This window comes from Micromonospora sp. NBC_01699 (assembly GCF_036250065.1).
Taxonomy (GTDB): domain Bacteria; phylum Actinomycetota; class Actinomycetes; order Mycobacteriales; family Micromonosporaceae; genus Micromonospora_G.
Map to the genome: position 1 here is coordinate 3,426,029 of NZ_CP109199.1, position 16,045 is coordinate 3,442,073.

The 16,045-nt window shown below is 71.0% G+C and carries 15 protein-coding genes; 12 read left to right on the forward strand and 3 right to left on the reverse strand.

The window, feature by feature from the left end; translation table 11 throughout:
• Positions 1 to 56 precede the first annotated feature (56 nt).
• The 3 genes from OG792_RS15010 to OG792_RS15020 all read right to left on the reverse strand — a co-directional run bounded on the left by OG792_RS15010 (position 57) and on the right by OG792_RS15020 (position 3,155).
• Positions 57 to 1,130 carry an alpha/beta hydrolase gene (locus tag OG792_RS15010; protein ID WP_329110213.1) on the reverse strand — a complete coding sequence of 358 codons (1,074 nt, stop codon included), beginning with the start codon at positions 1,128 to 1,130 and terminating at the stop codon, positions 57 to 59.
• Between the two features lie 193 nt (positions 1,131 to 1,323).
• The gene (locus tag OG792_RS15015; RefSeq protein WP_329110215.1) at positions 1,324 to 2,556 is read right to left on the reverse strand and encodes a cytochrome P450; all 1,233 of its coding nucleotides are present in this window, start codon (positions 2,554 to 2,556) and stop codon (positions 1,324 to 1,326) included.
• A gap of 11 nt (positions 2,557 to 2,567) precedes the next feature.
• A complete protein-coding gene (locus OG792_RS15020; protein ID WP_329110217.1) occupies positions 2,568 to 3,155 on the reverse strand; it encodes an RNA polymerase sigma factor in 588 nt (195 codons plus the stop codon).
• A gap of 401 nt (positions 3,156 to 3,556) precedes the next feature.
• Between OG792_RS15020 and OG792_RS15025 the strand changes: the two genes are divergently transcribed.
• The 12 genes from OG792_RS15025 (at position 3,557) to OG792_RS15080 (ending at position 16,009) form a co-directional block, all read left to right on the forward strand.
• Positions 3,557 to 4,099, forward strand: a complete 543-nt coding sequence (locus OG792_RS15025; protein WP_329110219.1) for a hypothetical protein — start codon at positions 3,557 to 3,559, stop codon at positions 4,097 to 4,099.
• A complete protein-coding gene (locus tag OG792_RS15030) occupies positions 4,083 to 5,054 on the forward strand; it encodes a bifunctional lysylphosphatidylglycerol flippase/synthetase MprF (RefSeq protein ID WP_329110221.1) in 972 nt (323 codons plus the stop codon). The genes OG792_RS15025 and OG792_RS15030 overlap by 17 nt, the downstream gene beginning before the upstream one ends.
• A 20-nt stretch (positions 5,055 to 5,074) precedes the next feature.
• Positions 5,075 to 6,208 carry an acyl-CoA dehydrogenase family protein gene (locus OG792_RS15035; protein WP_329110222.1) on the forward strand — a complete coding sequence of 378 codons (1,134 nt, stop codon included), beginning with the start codon at positions 5,075 to 5,077 and terminating at the stop codon, positions 6,206 to 6,208.
• A 36-nt stretch (positions 6,209 to 6,244) separates the two neighbouring features.
• Positions 6,245 to 7,333, forward strand: coding sequence for an SDR family oxidoreductase (locus tag OG792_RS15040; protein ID WP_329110223.1), 1,089 nt, complete (start codon positions 6,245 to 6,247; stop codon positions 7,331 to 7,333).
• Positions 7,330 to 8,592 (forward strand): aspartate aminotransferase family protein, encoded by a 1,263-nt coding sequence (locus tag OG792_RS15045; RefSeq protein WP_329110224.1) that lies wholly within the window; start codon positions 7,330 to 7,332, stop codon positions 8,590 to 8,592. The genes OG792_RS15040 and OG792_RS15045 overlap by 4 nt, the downstream gene beginning before the upstream one ends.
• A 47-nt stretch (positions 8,593 to 8,639) precedes the next feature.
• Positions 8,640 to 9,185, forward strand: coding sequence for an SRPBCC family protein (locus tag OG792_RS15050; RefSeq protein ID WP_329110226.1), 546 nt, complete (start codon positions 8,640 to 8,642; stop codon positions 9,183 to 9,185).
• A 27-nt stretch (positions 9,186 to 9,212) separates the two neighbouring features.
• Positions 9,213 to 10,664: an NAD(P)/FAD-dependent oxidoreductase gene (locus OG792_RS15055; RefSeq protein WP_329110227.1), complete on the forward strand. Its 1,452-nt coding sequence runs from the start codon at positions 9,213 to 9,215 to the stop codon at positions 10,662 to 10,664.
• Positions 10,661 to 11,350, forward strand: coding sequence for a class I SAM-dependent methyltransferase (locus tag OG792_RS15060; protein ID WP_329110228.1), 690 nt, complete (start codon positions 10,661 to 10,663; stop codon positions 11,348 to 11,350). Before OG792_RS15055 ends, OG792_RS15060 begins: the two co-directional genes overlap by 4 nt.
• Entirely contained in the window at positions 11,347 to 12,786 is a 1,440-nt protein-coding gene (locus tag OG792_RS15065) for a cytochrome P450 (RefSeq protein WP_329110230.1), read from the forward strand. The genes OG792_RS15060 and OG792_RS15065 overlap by 4 nt, the downstream gene beginning before the upstream one ends.
• A gap of 15 nt (positions 12,787 to 12,801) precedes the next feature.
• A complete protein-coding gene (locus OG792_RS15070; RefSeq protein WP_329110232.1) occupies positions 12,802 to 13,797 on the forward strand; it encodes a hypothetical protein in 996 nt (331 codons plus the stop codon).
• A 54-nt stretch (positions 13,798 to 13,851) separates the two neighbouring features.
• The gene (locus tag OG792_RS15075) at positions 13,852 to 14,508 is read left to right on the forward strand and encodes an SGNH/GDSL hydrolase family protein (RefSeq protein ID WP_329110233.1); all 657 of its coding nucleotides are present in this window, start codon (positions 13,852 to 13,854) and stop codon (positions 14,506 to 14,508) included.
• Between the two features lie 82 nt (positions 14,509 to 14,590).
• Positions 14,591 to 16,009: a cytochrome P450 gene (locus OG792_RS15080; protein ID WP_329110234.1), complete on the forward strand. Its 1,419-nt coding sequence runs from the start codon at positions 14,591 to 14,593 to the stop codon at positions 16,007 to 16,009.
• Positions 16,010 to 16,045 lie beyond the last annotated feature (36 nt).

Here is a 16,045-nt window from a genome sequence, read left to right on the forward strand (position 1 = left end):
CCGCGAACGGGTTTCCCCGTTCGCGGCCCTCGGTCGAGGTGGTCAGATCCTCCGGGTCAGGGAGCCGCCACCGTGAAGGCCCAGCCGAGCATGATCGCGGCCGACAGCGGAGCGGTGGTGCTCAGGACCGTGTTGTGACCGGTCCCGGGGATGAGGACCGTCTTGATCCGGGCCTGCGGCGAGTAGTACTGCGACTCGAAGGCGTGCACGGCCGAAGTGCTGCCGCAGTCCATCGCCGCCGGGCCGCAGTGCATCGGGTCCTGCTGTCCGTTGAGGATCAGCGTCGGCACCGTGATCTGCTGGGTGAGGGCCTGCGCCGGTGGCAGGGCCACGATCGCCGCCAGGTCCAGCATCTGGGTGTAGGTGACCGCGTCCTTGTTCGCCTCGTCGGCGGCGAGCGCCCCGGCGGTGACCGTGCTCGGGTGGTAGTACAGCAGCCCACGGGTGTTCGGCCGGGAGGTCAGGTATCCGGGGTCCAGGCCGAGCCCGGCCAGGGCCGGGTCGCTGGCCGCGGCGTAGAAGTTCGGGAAGAGGTTGGTGTCCAGGTGCGGCTGGTTGAACAGGTGCAGCGCGGCGGTGTTGATGAACGCGTCGACGTCGTGGTAGCGGGCGATCTCCGACCAGCCGTAGATGGAGCCGTAGGAGTGCCCGACCCAGATCACCTTCGAGAAGCCGGTGCCGGACACCGCGCCCGAGCGCAGGGCGGTGATGGCGTCGTGCAACGCGACCGAGCCACTGTTGATGTTGACCAGCGGGCTCGCCGGGTGGCTGCTGTTGCCGGCGCCGATCCGGTCCACGTTGAAGGTGGCGTAGCCGACCGCGTTCGCCGCCTTCACGTACGAGTAGAAGCCGCCGCCGTGGCCGATGTCGAAATAGCTGTGGTTGTAGCCCGCGCCGTGCACCAGCAACTGCACCGTACGGGGCTGGCGCACACCCCGGTAGCACAGTTCACCCCACAGGACGGCGTTCACCGGGCCGGGGTCGCTGGTACGCACGTTCAGCGAGTGCTGGGTGCAGTGCGTCGTCGCGGCCTGCGCGGGCGAAGCCGGTCCGGTCAACAGCGCGACGACCAGCAGTGGCAGCAGGGTCAGGACGCTGACGGTTCGTCGACGATGCGACATGGGGCGCATGTGGTCGGTCCTCTCGGTGACGGGATCTCGCGGGTACGCAACCTTTACGGTCGCGCCCGCACCGACCCGCGCCGCCAGGCGGTCGCTGTGCTGCGTCCGTACGGCGGCCCTCACCAGCCGGACAGCCGATGCCGGCGCCGTCGCGCGACGGGTGAGCCGCACGGACCCGGCGACGCGCCCGTCGTCGGCGGCGTCAGCTCAGCGTCACCGGCAGCACCCGGTAGCCGCGCAGCAGCAGTTGGTCGTTGCGCTCGGCGGCACCGATCGCCAGCTTCGGGAAGCGACGCAGCAGCCGGGGGAACGCCAACCGACCCTCGGCGCGGGCCAGCGCCGCACCCAGGCAGTAGTGCGGCCCGGCGCCGAAACTGATCGACTGCACGTCGGGGCGGTACACGTCGAAGGCGTCCGGATCGGGATAGCGCAGCGGGTCACGGTTGGCCGCCCCCAGCAGCACCAGCACCATCGACCCCGCCGGTACGGGCACGCCCTCGATCTCGGCGTCCCGGGCCACCCACCGGCTGATGTACTGCAACGACGCGTCGTACCGGATGATCTCGTCCACGCAGGTGGTCAGCAGGTCCGGATCGGACAGGATGCCCTCGGCCAGGGTCGGGCGTTCCAGCAGCAGCGGCAGCCCGTTGCCCAGCATGTTGATGGTCGTCACGAAACCCGCGTTGAACATCAGCACCAGGTTGGCGATCACCTCGGGCAGGCTGAGCCGGTGGTCCTCGGCGTCCAGCACCTGCACGAGGGTGCTGACCAGGTCGTCGCGCGGGTGGGCGCGCCGGGACGCGATCATCTCCTCGTAGTAGGCCAGGATCTCGCGGGTCACCGCGTCGGTGGCGGCCAGCACCTCCGCCGACTTGGCGGTCTGGTCCAGGTAGTCGACGATCTGCTGCACCCGGGGCCGGAACCAGTCCAGGTCACTGTCGGGGATGCCGAGCAGCGCCCCGACCACGCTGGTCGGCATCAGGTAGGCGAAGTCGGCGATGAAGTCGACCTCGACGTCGTCGGCGGCCTTCTTCGCCATCCGGTCCATCAGGTTGTCGATGATCCGGGCGATCGACGGCTCCAACTGGGTGACCCGCCGCGCCGTGAGCACCTGGTGGAACAGCTTGCGCATCCGGCCGTGGTCGGGCGCGTTGGTGAACATGATCGTGGTCATCAGGGTGGTCAGCGTCGGGTGCTCCCGCCAACCCTGACCGCCCCGGTCGAGATGGTGGCTGTCGGAGACCAGGAACGTCGCGTGGTCGCGCAGCACCCGGTCCACCGCCGCGTACCCGTGCACCACCGCGCCGAACGGCCCCACCCGGCCCGGGGTGACCTGCGCCGCCGGACCGAGGGCGTGCAGCCGTCGATAGTACGGGTACGGGTTGGCGCGTCCGTCGGCGGAGAACAGGCCCGCCAGGATGTCGTCGGCGAACATAACCACTCCAGTCAGGCGCAGCTTTCGGGCTGGTCACGGATCGGGTCGGTCATCGACCGTTCGTACAGCGAGCGCAGGCGGGCCCGGCCACGGGTGAAGGCACTCTCGACCGCCTTGGCCGACAGCCCGTAGCGGTCGGCGATCTGCCGGTTGGTCATGCCCTGGGCGCGGGCCAGCATGACCTGGCGTTCTCGTCCCTGTAGCTGCTGGACCAGGGCGAGCATCCAGTGTCCGAGATCGGTTTCACAGATGATCTCCTCCGGGCCGGCGGAGCGCTCGGCGTACGCGACCCGCAGCCGTAGCCGGCGCTGCCGGTCGCGGTCGCGGTAGTAGTCGACGCACAGCCGCAGGGCGGCCGCGGTCAGGAACGCGCCGGCGCGCTCCTCGTCGAGGCGCTGGAACATCACCGCCCGCAGGATCACCTCCTGTACGCAGTCGTCGACGTCCTGCGGATTCCACAACCTGCTGCGTACCAACCGGGTGATGTGCTCGCGATAGCCCAGGACGATCGCCCAGCGCCGGCTGTCGGGTTCGGCGGGAACCCGGGCCAGGAGTTCCTTTTGATCGTGAGCGGGAGACCGCAGCTGAACGGCATTCAAATCCGCATTCACGTGGTTGGTGGCGAAATCTTCATTCCGGTCGATTGTTGCGCTGCCGTGGCTCAACATGGCAAACCATCTCCTGAGGAGGGGAGGGTCCAAGTTTGTGTCGCTATCGAGGTCCCTTGACCCCTTGTGCAGCGTAAATGCGGAATTAATGATCTCGGTCGATCGACCGTTGAGGCCCCACGATGCCATGGTGGACGAAGGCAGGCAAGGGATCCGTTGGAGATCACTCAGCTGCTGCCCAGGGAAATGGCCTATGCGCAAATTCGAGGAATAATGTCTGTTTCGCCCTTTGAATGGACCCGTGAAATCGACCGAATATTTTCTGAGGGTGGTGAATGTCCGTCCGCGTAACACCATGCAGAACGCATGGCTAGCGGTGGGAGGCGGGGCCGGTGGACGCACGCAATCGGTTCGAGACGAAAGCGACATTCGAGCTGGCCAGGCTGGAATGGCTGGTCGCGCTCGTGGTCGCGGTCGTGCTCGCCGTCATCCACATCGGAGAGATCAGATGGGCGGTCTTTGTCGGGTTTTTCTTGATAATCGACCTCATCGGCTATATCCCCGGTGCCATCGCGTTCCGCCGCAGCGCCGACGGCCACATCCCGCGCGGCTACTACGTCGCCTACAACACCATGCACAGCCTGGCCTTCAACGCGGTCCTGGTCGGAGCGTGGTGCCTGCTGGTCGGGCCGGAGTGGGCGCTGCTCGCCGTACCGATCCACCTGATGGGCGACCGGGCGTTGTTCGGCAACTCGCTCAAGCCCTTCGGAGTCCCGTTCGAGCCGCACCTCGACCCGCACTTCGCCGAGTTCGAGCAACGCTTCGCCGGTAGCGGGCCCGGGACCGGGACCGGCGGCGGTAGCGGGACCGGCGGCGCGGCGAGCACGCCGGCGTCACCCCCGACGGAGAGGCCCGCGCGTGCCGTCAACGCGTGAGGAGATCGAGGCGCACAGCGACAACCCCAGCGGCTTCCTGGCGCTCAACAGCGGAAACGACTACTACCGGGCCGACGGCGCCAGCGGGGTCGTCGCCTACCGGCGATCCGGCCGCTACCTGGTCCAGTTCGGCGGGGCGTTCACCACGGCACCGGACTACGACCGGCTGCTGAGCGGGTTCGTCGACTTCGCCGGCCGGCAGCGCCGTCGGATCGTCGCCATCCAGCTCCAGCGCGCCGACGCCGAGATCTACGCCCGGCACGGCTTCACCGTCAACCAGGTCGGCGCCTCGTACGTCATCGCGTTGGACGACTTCTCCCTGCGCGGCCGCAAGTTCATGCAGCTGCGCAACAAGATCTCCCGAGCCAGGCGGTGCGGCCTGGAGATCTCCGAGGAACGGCCGGCCGAGCACGGCGACCCGCTCGCCGAGGTCGACCGGGCCTGGCTGCGCGGGAAGGGTACGCGACACAAGGAGCTCACCTTCCTGATCGGCGAACGCCTCGGACCGTACGCGGCCGACCAGCGGCTGTTCGTCGGCCGGATCGACGGACAGGTGATCGGCTACATCAGCTACTCGCCCGTCTACGGCAACCGGCCCGGCTGGCTGCACGACCTCACCCGTCGCCGCCCCGACGCGCCACCGGGGGTGATGGAGGCCGTCAACGCCGCCGCCATCGAGACCTTCCGCGCCGAGGGCTGTCGGTGGCTGCACCTGGGCTTCACCCCGTTCACCGGCCTGGACGCCGAGCACGCCGTCGACTCCGGCAGCCCCCTGGTCGACCGGATCATCCGGTTCCTGGCCACCCACGGCGAGCCGGTCTACCCGGCCCGGACCCAGCTGGCCTACAAGCAGAAATGGGGCATCGCCACCGTCCTGCCGGAATACGTGGCATTCCAGGGCAGGCCCCGGCCGGGCGCGGTGTGGCGGCTGTTGCGCGTGACCAACTCGATCTGATCGTGGAGGGTTCAACCGGTATGCGTTACCTGGAACGTGAGCGGACCGTACTGGGCAAGCTGTTGCCCGGCCTCGACGAACACCTCGCCGGCCAACCACTGCGGGCGCTGGAACAGCCCGGCGGCACGGGGCTGTCCGCCTTCCGGCAGGCCGGTGGACCCGGACTGCTCGTCTCGGCCGAGTACGGCGGCGTCGGCGCCACCCCGGTCGAGGCCGTACGGGTGCAGCGCGCCATCGGCTCCCGCTCGCCGTCCCTGGCCGTGGCGACCACCATGCACCACTTCTCGATGGCCAGCCTGGTGGTGATCAGCGAGATCAGCAACGGCTTCGAGTGGATGCTGATGGAGGGCATCGCCCGCGAGGCGAAGCTGATTGCCTCCGGTTTCGCCGAGGGCAACCCGGGCCGCAGCATCCTGCAACCGATGATGACGGTGGTCGCCGCCGACGGCGGGGTGCACATCAGCGGGGTCAAGAAACCGTGCAGCCTCTCCCGGTCGATGGACCTGCTCACGGCGAGCGTGCTGGTACCCCGCCGCGACGGCCCCGGCGAGCAGTTGGCGGTGGCGATGATCCCCGCCGACTCGCCCGGGTTGACCGTCACCCCGTTCTGGAACACCTTCGCCCTGGCCGGCGCCGAGAGCGACCAGGTCGAACTCGTCGACGTCTTCGTCCCCGACGAACTGCTGGTACGCACCGACACCGCGCCCGGCGAGGCACTCGACGGCGTACAGATCGCCGGTTTCCTGTGGTTCGAACTGCTGATGACCGCGAGCTACCTCGGTGCGGTCAGCGCCCTGGTCGAACGAGTGGTCGACAAGGTCGGCGTCCCGGAGCTGGAGAAGATCCGGCTGGTCTGTGACACCGAGGCGGCGATGGCGGCGGTGGAGACGGTGGCCGGGCGGCTCGACGCCGGCTGCCGGGACTCGACCACGCTGGCCGAGTCGCTGTACGCCCGGTACGCCGCCCAGGACTGCATCGCACGGGTGGCGCCGCACGCGGTCGAACTGCTCGGCGGCATGCAGTTCATCGGCTCCGACGAGGTGGCGTACCTCTCGGCCGCCTGCAACGGGCTCACCCTGCACCCGCCGTCGCGCGCCCGGATGGCCGGTCCGCTGGCGGCCCAACTGTCCGGCGGCACGCTCACCATCGCCTGACCGCGATCCGTACGACGACCCAAGGGGGAGACCAGGATGGCCGATGGCCGGCCGACGTTACTGCTCACCGGCGGCGCGGGGGTGCTCGGCAGCGCGTTCATCGACGAACTCGCCGACGACTTCGAGATCGTGTGCCTGCTGCGCCGCGCCTCCGTCGACGACCCACGGGTACGCGCCGAACGCGGCGACCTCGGCGCCGACGGGCTCGGCCTGTCGGCGCGGCGGCTGGGCGCGTTGACCGACCGGGTGGACGTCATCCTGCACGCCGCCGCGGCGACCAGCTGGACGATGCCGGCCCCGGAGGTGCGGGACACCAACGTCGGTGGCACCGCCAGGATGCTGGAGTTCGCCCGGCGCGCCGACGCACCGCTGTACTACGTGAGCACGGCCTTCGTGCAGCGGCCGATGCCGGCCGACGACACCGGCCGGTTCGCCGGACCCAGGGTCTACGTCGAGTCGAAGATCGCCGCCGAGCGGCTGATCCGGGAGAGCGGGCACCCGGCGGCCATCGTCCGGCCGTCGATCGTGATCGGCGACTCGCGGGACGGGCGGATGTCCGCCTTCCAGGGCATCCACAAGGCGATCCGGGCGGTGGTACGCGGAACCGCGCCGATGATCCCGGCCGACCCGTCCTCGCTGATCGACGCCATCCCGCAGGACGTGGTGGCCCGCGCGGTCGGTGGGCTGATCCGCCGTGGACAGACCGGTGGCGAGCACATGCTCACCGCCGGGGCGCAGGCGCTGACGGTCGCCGAGATGGTCCGGCTCTGCCTCGACCTGGCCCGGCGGTGCGGGCTGCGCCACGCGGCGCCCCGACTCATCCCCAGCGAAGCCGTCGACCGGCTGCTGCTGCCGCTGCTGTCGGACGTGGTGCCGCCGGCGATGCGCCGCCGGTTCGAGGACCTGATCACCCTGATGCTGCTGTTCCAGGCGCCGGACGCGCTGCCGACCGACCTGCCCGCGCTCGGCGAGGCCGGGTCGGTCGAGAAACAGGCGCTGCTGGACTCGTTCGAGGCGTCGATCACCTACTGGGCCCGGCAGAGCGGGCTGCTGGAGCGGGCGGTGGCGACCGTACCGGCGCCGGCGGTCCACGGTGACCTGCCGGCACCGGTGGCGGCCCGGTGACGGCCGGGCTGCGGGCCGCCGACGACGTCATCGGCCGGACCCGTCGACACCTGAGCACCGGCCGCGCCGCGCTGGGCCGGTTGATGGGCGCCGTGGTGGAGGTCCGCTCCGAAGGCTGCTGGGTGTACGCCGTCGACGGCCGCCGCTACCTGGACTTCGGCGGCTACGGGGTGTTCCTGCTCGGGCACTGCCACCCCGTGGTCGTCGACGCGGTCGGTCACCAGCTCCGGACCCACCCGCTGGCGACCCGTACGTTCCTGGAGCCGGTCACCGCGCTGGCCGCCGAGGCGCTGGCCGGGATCGCACCGCCGGGCCTGGACCGGGTGCACTTCGTCAACTCCGGTACCGAGGCCACCGAGGCGGCGCTGAAACTCGCCCGGGCACACGGGCACACGGCACTGGTCACGACGGTGTCCGGGTTCCACGGCAAGACCCTGGGCGCACTCAGCGTCACCGCCAACCCGCTGTACCAGGACCCGTTCCGGCCACTGCTGCCCGACGTCGTCGCCGTGCCGTACGGCGACCTGCCCGCCATCGAGCAGGCCGTCGCGGAACGCGGCGAGCGGGCCTGTGTGATCGTCGAACCGGTGCAGGGCGAGGGCGGGGTGGTCGTGCCGCCGCCGGGATACCTGCACTCGCTCGCCCGTACCTGCGCCGCACACGGCGCGTTCCTGATCGTGGACGAGGTGCAGACCGGGCTGGGCCGGCTGGGATCCTGGTGGGGAGTGGACGGGCAGGGCCCCGACGGCGCCGCCGTCGTACCCGACGTGCTGCTGGTCGGCAAGGGACTCAGCGGGGGAGTGGTGCCGGTCGCCGCGCTGCTCACCGGCGAGCGGACCTACGCGCCGTTCGGCCGGGACCCGTTCCTGCACTCCTCGACGTTCGGTGGTTCACCGCTGGCCAGCGCGGCGGCGCTGGCCACCGTACGGGTGATGCGGGACGAGGACATCCCGGCCCGCGCGGCGCGGCTGGGCCAACGTCTCCTGTCCGACGTCCGGGAGCTGTGCGCGACCCACGGCGGCGGCATCGTGGCCCAGGTACGCGGTCGTGGCCTGCTCATCGGCGTGGAACTCGCCGGCCAGGAGCACCTGGGGGAGCTGGTGCTGGCCCTGGTCGAACGCGGGGTGCTGGTCAACCACTCCCTCAACGCCTCCCGGGTGCTGCGGCTGACCCCGCCCGCGGTGCTGCACGACGACGAACTGGCGCTGTTCGCGCAGGTGTTCGGGGAGGCACTGCGCGCCGTCGCCAACGGAACCTGAAACGACACCGATCGGCAGGCAGGTCCCACGACAGAAAGGTGCCCGTGATGAGGCAGGTCACCCTCGCGGTGTTCGCGGCGGGGCTGCCGGCGCAGCTCGCCTACGAGCGGATCAGCGACTTCGCCCGGTACGAGCAGCTGACCAGCACCGTACGTCAGGTCGTCGTCCACCCACCGGAGCCCGACGGCAGCGTCGTGTCGGACTGGACGGTGCACTTCCGCAACGGGCTGCTCTGCTGGAGCGAGCGCGACACCTTCGACGACGCCGCCCGCACCATCGACTTCGTCCAGCTGACCGGCGACTTCGAGGTGTTCCGTGGGCGGTGGCTGGTCACCCGCAGCGCCGACGGCACCCGGATCGTCTTCGACGCCGAGTTCGACCTGGGGATGCCCTCCCTCGCGGCGATCCTCGACCCGGTCGCGGCGTCCACGCTGCGGGACAACATCCTCGTCATCCTGCGCGGGCTGCTCGCCGACTACGACCTGCTGGACGAGGCCGACTACGCCCCGGTCGACGGGCCGGAACAGGCGGCGGTGCCCACCGCCGCGCGGCCGGGGGAGCCCGGCGCCCTCGTCGCGGTCAGCCGTGACTGAGCAGCCCCACCCGGTACGGCGGCCGTCGTGACCGGCCCGGCGTCGACGCCATGGCACGCGGCGCCCGCGGACCGGGAATCGGAGCGGCTCACCGGGCAGGTCAGCGCGGACGTGGTGATCGTGGGCGCGGGTCTGGTCGGCCTGTCGACCGCCCTGCACCTGCTCGACCGTTCCCCGGGCAGCGACGTGCTGGTGGTCGACGCGGCGCACCCGGCCGCCGGTGCCAGCGGTCACGGCACCGGGCTGCTGGGCCCGCGCGTCGGCCCACCGGTCGACAAGGCCCGCCGCCGGTACGGCGACCCCACCGCCCGGCTGATGCACGAGGTCAGCACCCGAGCCGTCACCCGTACGCTCGATCTGATCTCCGAGTTGGACATCGAGTGCGGGCTGCGCACCGGTGCGCAGGCGGTGGTGGCCCGCGACCCCGCCACGGCTCGGGCGCTGGTGCGCCGTGGCCGGTCGTACCTGGAACTCGGTCTCGACGTGCCGGCGCTGTCGGCGCAGCGGCTGGACGAGATCGTGCGCCCCGGCTACCGGGCCGGGTCGGGCACCCGACCGGACGGCTCGGCGCTGCGCTGGCGGACCGGGCTGGCGTACCGGCCGGCGGCCACCCTGGACCCGGCGGCGCTCACCCGGGGCCTGGCCGCCGCCGCGACGCGGGCCGGTGCCCGCCTGCACGGCGACAGCCGGGTGCTGCGGGTGCTGCCGGACCGGCACGCCGTACGGCTCGAACTGCCCGGTGCGGTGATCCGCGCCGGGCGGGTGCTGGTGGCCGTCAACGGCTACGCCGACCTGCTGGAACTGCCGGCGGCGGTGAACACCGGCACGCTGCTGCCGCTACAGGTGCACGCGGTGGCGACCGCACCGCTGAGCGAGCCGGTGCTCGACGACTGGGCGGTGATCGAGGCCGGCGAACTCGCGCCGTACTTCCGGATGACGGCGGATCGGCGGCTGGTCGTCGGCGGCGGGCGGGCGGTCCTGACCAGGGGCGCCGGGGTGGACACCGGTCAGCAGGAACGAGCCTGGCGGTTCCTGACCGGCTGGTTGCGCGCGCTGCACCCCCGGCTGCGCGAGACACCGGTCGAGCATCGCTGGTCCGGGCGGATCTCGCTGACCGCCGACGGACTGCCGGTGGTCGGGCGGGTCGCCGACCGGATCTGGTTCGCCGGCGGCTGCTGCGGCCACGGCCTGGCGATGGGCGTCGCCACCGGCGCGTACCTGGCCGAGCGGCTCGGCGGTGCGTCCGACGAGTCCGCCGGACTGCCCTGGCACCGCTCGCGGGCGCCCTGGCTGCCGCTGCGCGGCCCGGCCCGGCCGCTGCTGCGGGCGTACCTGGCGGTGCTCGCCGCGCGCGCCGAGGTCCGCCCGGCCCGCGCCGGGGCGACCGCACGGTCCGGCGCCGGTACGGACGGGACCACTCGCGAGGGTTCGCCGACGCGGGCGCGTAATAGCAGAGGGAGAGGAGGAACCCACGGGTGACGAAGGCTGTGAGGGGCATGATCCACAAACCGTTGGAACTGGTGGAGGACAACTTCAAGAAACCCACCGGGTTCGCCGGCCGGCTGATCGGTCACCTGATGACCGTCCAGCACCGTACGCTCACCGACTGGACCATCGAGCGGATGGGGATCGGTGCCACCGACGAGATCCTCGACGTCGGCTGCGGCAGCGGCATGGCGGTCGAGCTGATGGCGGCCAGGGCCCGGCGCGGCACCGTGACCGGCCTGGACTACTCGCCCGAGATGGTGACGTTGGCGACCCGGCGCAACCGGGCGGCCGTACGCGCCGGGCGGGTCCGGGTCCTGCGGGGTGACGCGATGGCGCTGCCGTTCCCCGACGCCTCCTTCGACCACGTGAGCGCCATCGAGACCTTCTACTTCTGGCCCGACGCCATGAACGGGCTGGCCCAGGCCCACCGGGTGCTGCGACCGGGCGGGCAGATGGTGGTGACGCTGGAGATGAGCCGCGAGGCGTCCGGCACCCCGTCGCTGGTGCAGCGCTACTTCGGCCGGCGGTTCACCGAACGGTCCGCCCGGGAGGGGCTGCGGATCGTCTCCGGCGCGGACCTGACCGGGATGCTCACCCGCGCGGGCTTCCGCGACGCGGCGTTCATCGCCGAACCCACCCGCTCACTGGGCTGGGTCTGCGCGACGGCCCGCAAATGACAGCGCCGGCCCCACCGGGGCGGGCACCGGCCGGCGGCCGGGGGCGCACCGGCGTCGTCCACCGCACCGGCGGGCTGCCGGTGCCCGGGGTACGCGGGCTGCCCCTGCTCGGCAGCGTCAACGACTTCCGGTCCGACATCCTCGCCGCGATGCGGGCCGGCTTCGAGGCGCACGGCGACCTGGTCGGCTACCGGCTCGGCCCGGTCACCGTCTACGGGGTGTCCAGCCCGGAACTGGCCGGCGAGGCGCTGACCGACGCGGCGCGGTTCGGCAAGCTCGGCGCCGACAACCCGCTGCGCCTGGTGCTCGGCACCGGCCTGCTGACCAGCTCCGACCACGACAGCTGGATGCGCAACCGCCGGATGATGCAACCGCTCTACACCAGAGCCAAGATCGCCGAGATGTACGCCACGATGCGGTCCAGCACCGACGGGTGGCTGGACCACCTGGCCCGCGAGTACCGCCCCGGTGACCAGCTCGACCTGCACAAGGAGCTGATGCGGGTCACCCTGGACATCGTCAGCCGGTGCATGTTCAGCACCAACGTGCTCGACGACCTGGACACCATCGGTCCGCACGCGGTCGACATCGCGATCAACTACGCCTTTCAGCGGTTGCAGAACCCGTTCAGCCCGCCGGTGTCCTGGCCCACGCCCGGCAACCGGCGCTTCCGGCGGGTGATGGCGTCGATCGACGACCTGATGTACCGGCTGATCGCCGAACGCCGGGCCGCCGGTCCCGGCGACGCCGACCTGCTGGACGCGCTGCTGACCTGCCGCGACGCCGACACCGGCGAGGCGATGACCGACCGCGAGCTGCGCGACGAGATCATCACTACCTTCGCCGCCGGTCACGAGACCACCGCCATCACGCTCACCTGGACGTTCTACCTGCTCTCCCAGCATCCGCGGGTGCTGCGCCGGTTGCAGGAGGAGGTGGACGGCGTCCTGGCCGGGCGTACCCCGACCCTGGCGGACCTGCCCCGGCTGCCGTACACGCTGCGGGTCTTCGAGGAGGCGATGCGGCTCTACCCGTCGGCGCCGATCGTGCCGCGACTGGCCAACCACGACACCACCCTCGGCGGTCACCACCTGCCCGCCGGGGCGCGGGTGCTGGTCAACCTGGTCAACATCCAGCGGCACCCCGACCACTGGCCGGACCCGGAACGCTTCGACCCGGACCGGTTCGAGCCGGCGGCGCGCAAGGGCTGGCACCGGTACGCGTACCTGCCGTTCGGTGCCGGTCCGCACCTGTGCATCGGCAAGCACTTCGCGCTGATGGAGGCGCAGCTGCTGCTCGCCGCGCTGGTCGCCCGCTACGAGTTGCGTCACCTGCCCGCACACCGGGTGGTGCAGCACGCCACCATCACGCTGCGCCCCCGGTACGGCATGGAGATGACGATGCACCCCCGCCGGCGTACGACCGTCGCCAGATAGGCAGGAATGAGCACGATGACCGACGAGCGACTGTCCTTCACCCAGTACACCCCCGGCCAGCGGGAGGGGCACTACGAGAGCTTCTACCAGCGCGGCAACCACCCGACCCGGCCGCTGGCGTTCTGGATCCGGTACACCATCTTCAGCCCGAAGGGTCGGCCCGAGGCGGCCATCGGCGAGCTGTGGTCGATCTTCTTCGACGGCGAGACCGGCGAGCACGTGGCGACCAAGGAGGAGCACCCGATCGCCGACACCGCCTGGGCCCGGGACGCGTTCAACGTACGGATCGGCGACCGGGTGCTGTCGCCGGGCCGGCTGCGGGGCGAGGCGAGCAGTTCCGGCAACACCATCGGCTGGGACCTGAAGTACACCGACGGGCAGGAGACGATCTACCTGCTGCCCAGGTCGATGTACTCCGGCGGCTTCCCCAAGGCCAAGAGCCTGGTCGGCGCCCCACTGAGCAGCTACAGCGGCACGCTGACCGTCAACGGCGCGCAGATCGACATCGACGACTGGATCGGCAGCCAGAACCACAACTGGGGCAGCCAGCACACCGACTACTACGCCTTCGGCCAGATCGCGGGCTTCGACGATGCGCCGGACAGCTTCCTGGAAGTGATCACCGCGCAGACCAGGGTCGGTCCGATCAGGACCCCGTTCATGACGCTGCTCGTGCTGCGGCACCGAGGCCGCGAGTACGCGCTCAACTCGCCGAACACCGCCCGCAAGGCCAAGGGCCGGTTCGGCTACTTCGACTGGGACTTCGCCACCGGCAACGACGAGGTACGGATCGAGGGCAGGATCACCGCCCCGGGGGAGGCGTTCGTCGGGTTGAACTACTACAACCCGCCGGGCGGCATCAAACACTGCCTCAACACCAAGATCGGCGCCTGCGAGCTGACCGTCACCGATCGCGCCACCGGTACCGTCGAGACACTGCGCGCATCCCACCGGGCGCTGTTCGAGATCCTCACCGACGACCGCGAACACGGCGTCGAGATCCGGGCCTGACGACTGTCCCGCCGCGCCCGTACCCAGCGCCCGATCGACGGAGAGGAGCACGGCATGGACGAGGGGAACGACCCGTACCTCAGCACCGACGACGCGGCCCGCCGGCTGCTCGCGGCCGCGCCCTGGCGACGGTTCCTCGTGCTGGGTGACAGCATCGCCGAGGGGATGGGGGAACCGTCGCCCGGCTACGCCGACCTGACCTGGTTCGAACGGGTCCGGCGGGTGCTCGGTGTCGCCCAACCGGACCTCGAACTGCTCAACCTGGCCCGCCGCGACCTGCGGGCGGCAGCCGTCGGGTCCGAGCAACTGCCGGTGGGGCTGGCCTTCGCGCCGGACCTCGCGGTCGTCGTCGCCGGCGGAAACGACGTGCTCGGTCGGGTCTTCGACGCCGACGCCGTCGAGGCCGAGCTGGACAAGATCGTCGCCGGGCTCACCGGCATCGGCGCCACGGTGGTGCTGGTGACGCTGATGGACATCGTACGGGCGGTGCCGCAGCTGGCCGGTGGGCCGATGGAGCGGCTGCCGATCCTCAACGACCGCATCCGGGCCGTGGCGCAGCGGCACGACGCGCTGGTCCTGGACGCCTTCGTCCACCCGATGTGCGGCGACCGGGACGTCTACAGCGCCGACTTCAAGCACCCGACCATGCGCGGGCACGCCATCCTCGCCACCGAGACGCTCCGGGTGCTCGCCACCCGCGTCCACGGCTGAGGGTGTGGGCTCGGCGCGACAGCAACGTGACACCGGGCGTCGCGGCTGACGCCCGGCAGGCGAACGAAAGGGATCCGATGCCATGACCACCACCGATCCGAGGCCGACGACCATCAGCACCGCGGCGCCCCGGTTGCGCGAGCGGATTCCGGCGGTCAGTCATCTGCGGGCCTTCATCCGCGACCCGCTCGCCCTGTTCGACGGCATGCACGCCAGCCACGGCGACGTGGTCGAGTTCTTCATGGCCGGCGACCGGTGGGTACTGCTGAGCCACCCCGAGGACATCGAGCGCGTGCACCTGGAGACCACCCGGGGATACCGCAAGGGTTACCAGGAATACAAGAAGATCGGGTACGTCTTCCGGCACACGCTCGGCAACGGCCTGGTGACCAGCGAGGGCAGCTTCTGGCGTACGCAGCGCAGGCTGGCGCAGCCCGCCTTCCACGGCAGGCGGATCCGCGGCTACGCCGACGTCATGGTCTCCTACACCCAACAGATGATCGACAAGTGGCAACCCGGCCAGGACTTCGACATGCGCATCCTGATGGGCGGGCTGACCCAGCGCATCGCCGCCATGTCGTTCTTCGGCACCGACACCGAGGCCGAGTCGTCGCGGGCGAGCAAGGCCCTCGACAAGATCATGCTGGGCTTCAACGCGGAGCTGGCGAGCATGGTGCTGGAACGGCTGCCCGCCTTCGTCCGGACGCCCAACCGGCGCCGGGTCGACTCGGCCATCGCCGACTTCGACGACGTGGTGGCGGAGTTCGTCCGCAACCGGCGCGCGGCGCCCGAGGGCACCCACTCGGACCTGCTGGCCATGCTGGTCGAGGCGCGCGACGACGACGGCACCCAGATGACCGACCAGCAGCTCCGCGACGAACTGGTCACCATGTACGTCGCCGCGCAGGAGACCACCACCAGCACCCTGGCCTGGATCTGGTACTTCCTCGGCCGGCGGCCCGACCTCGCCCGGCGCGTCTACGACGAGGTCGACGAGGTGTTCGGCGGCCAGAGCCCGACCCCGGAGAAGCTGCCCCAGCTCAAACTGCTGCGCGCGGTGGTCGACGAGGTGCTGCGGCTGTACCCGCCGGCCTGGCGGGTGTTCCGGGTGCCGGAGGAGGACGTGGAGTTCCGCGGCTTCCGGGTCAAGGCCGGCACCATGGTCGCGATGAGCCAGTGGGTGACCCATCGCGACCCGCGCTGGTTCGACAAGCCGACCGAGTTCGACCCGGACCGCTGGCTCGACGGGCGCACCGCCAAGCTGCCGAAGTACGCCTACTGGCCGTTCGGCGGCGGCCCCCGGGTCTGCATCGGCACCGGCTTCGCGCTGATGGAGATCGTGCTGGTCGCGGCCACCATCGCCCAGCGGCTGCGGTACACGCTGCTGGACACCGAAGTGACGCCGTACCCGATGATCACCCTGCGGCCGGATCCCGGTGTGCGGGTGCGGGCGGAGTCGATCGCCGACGCGCCGACACCGGCCGCCGACCCGGTCGACTGAGCGCCGACCGGCGCGGACAGCCGGGGGAGCGGACGA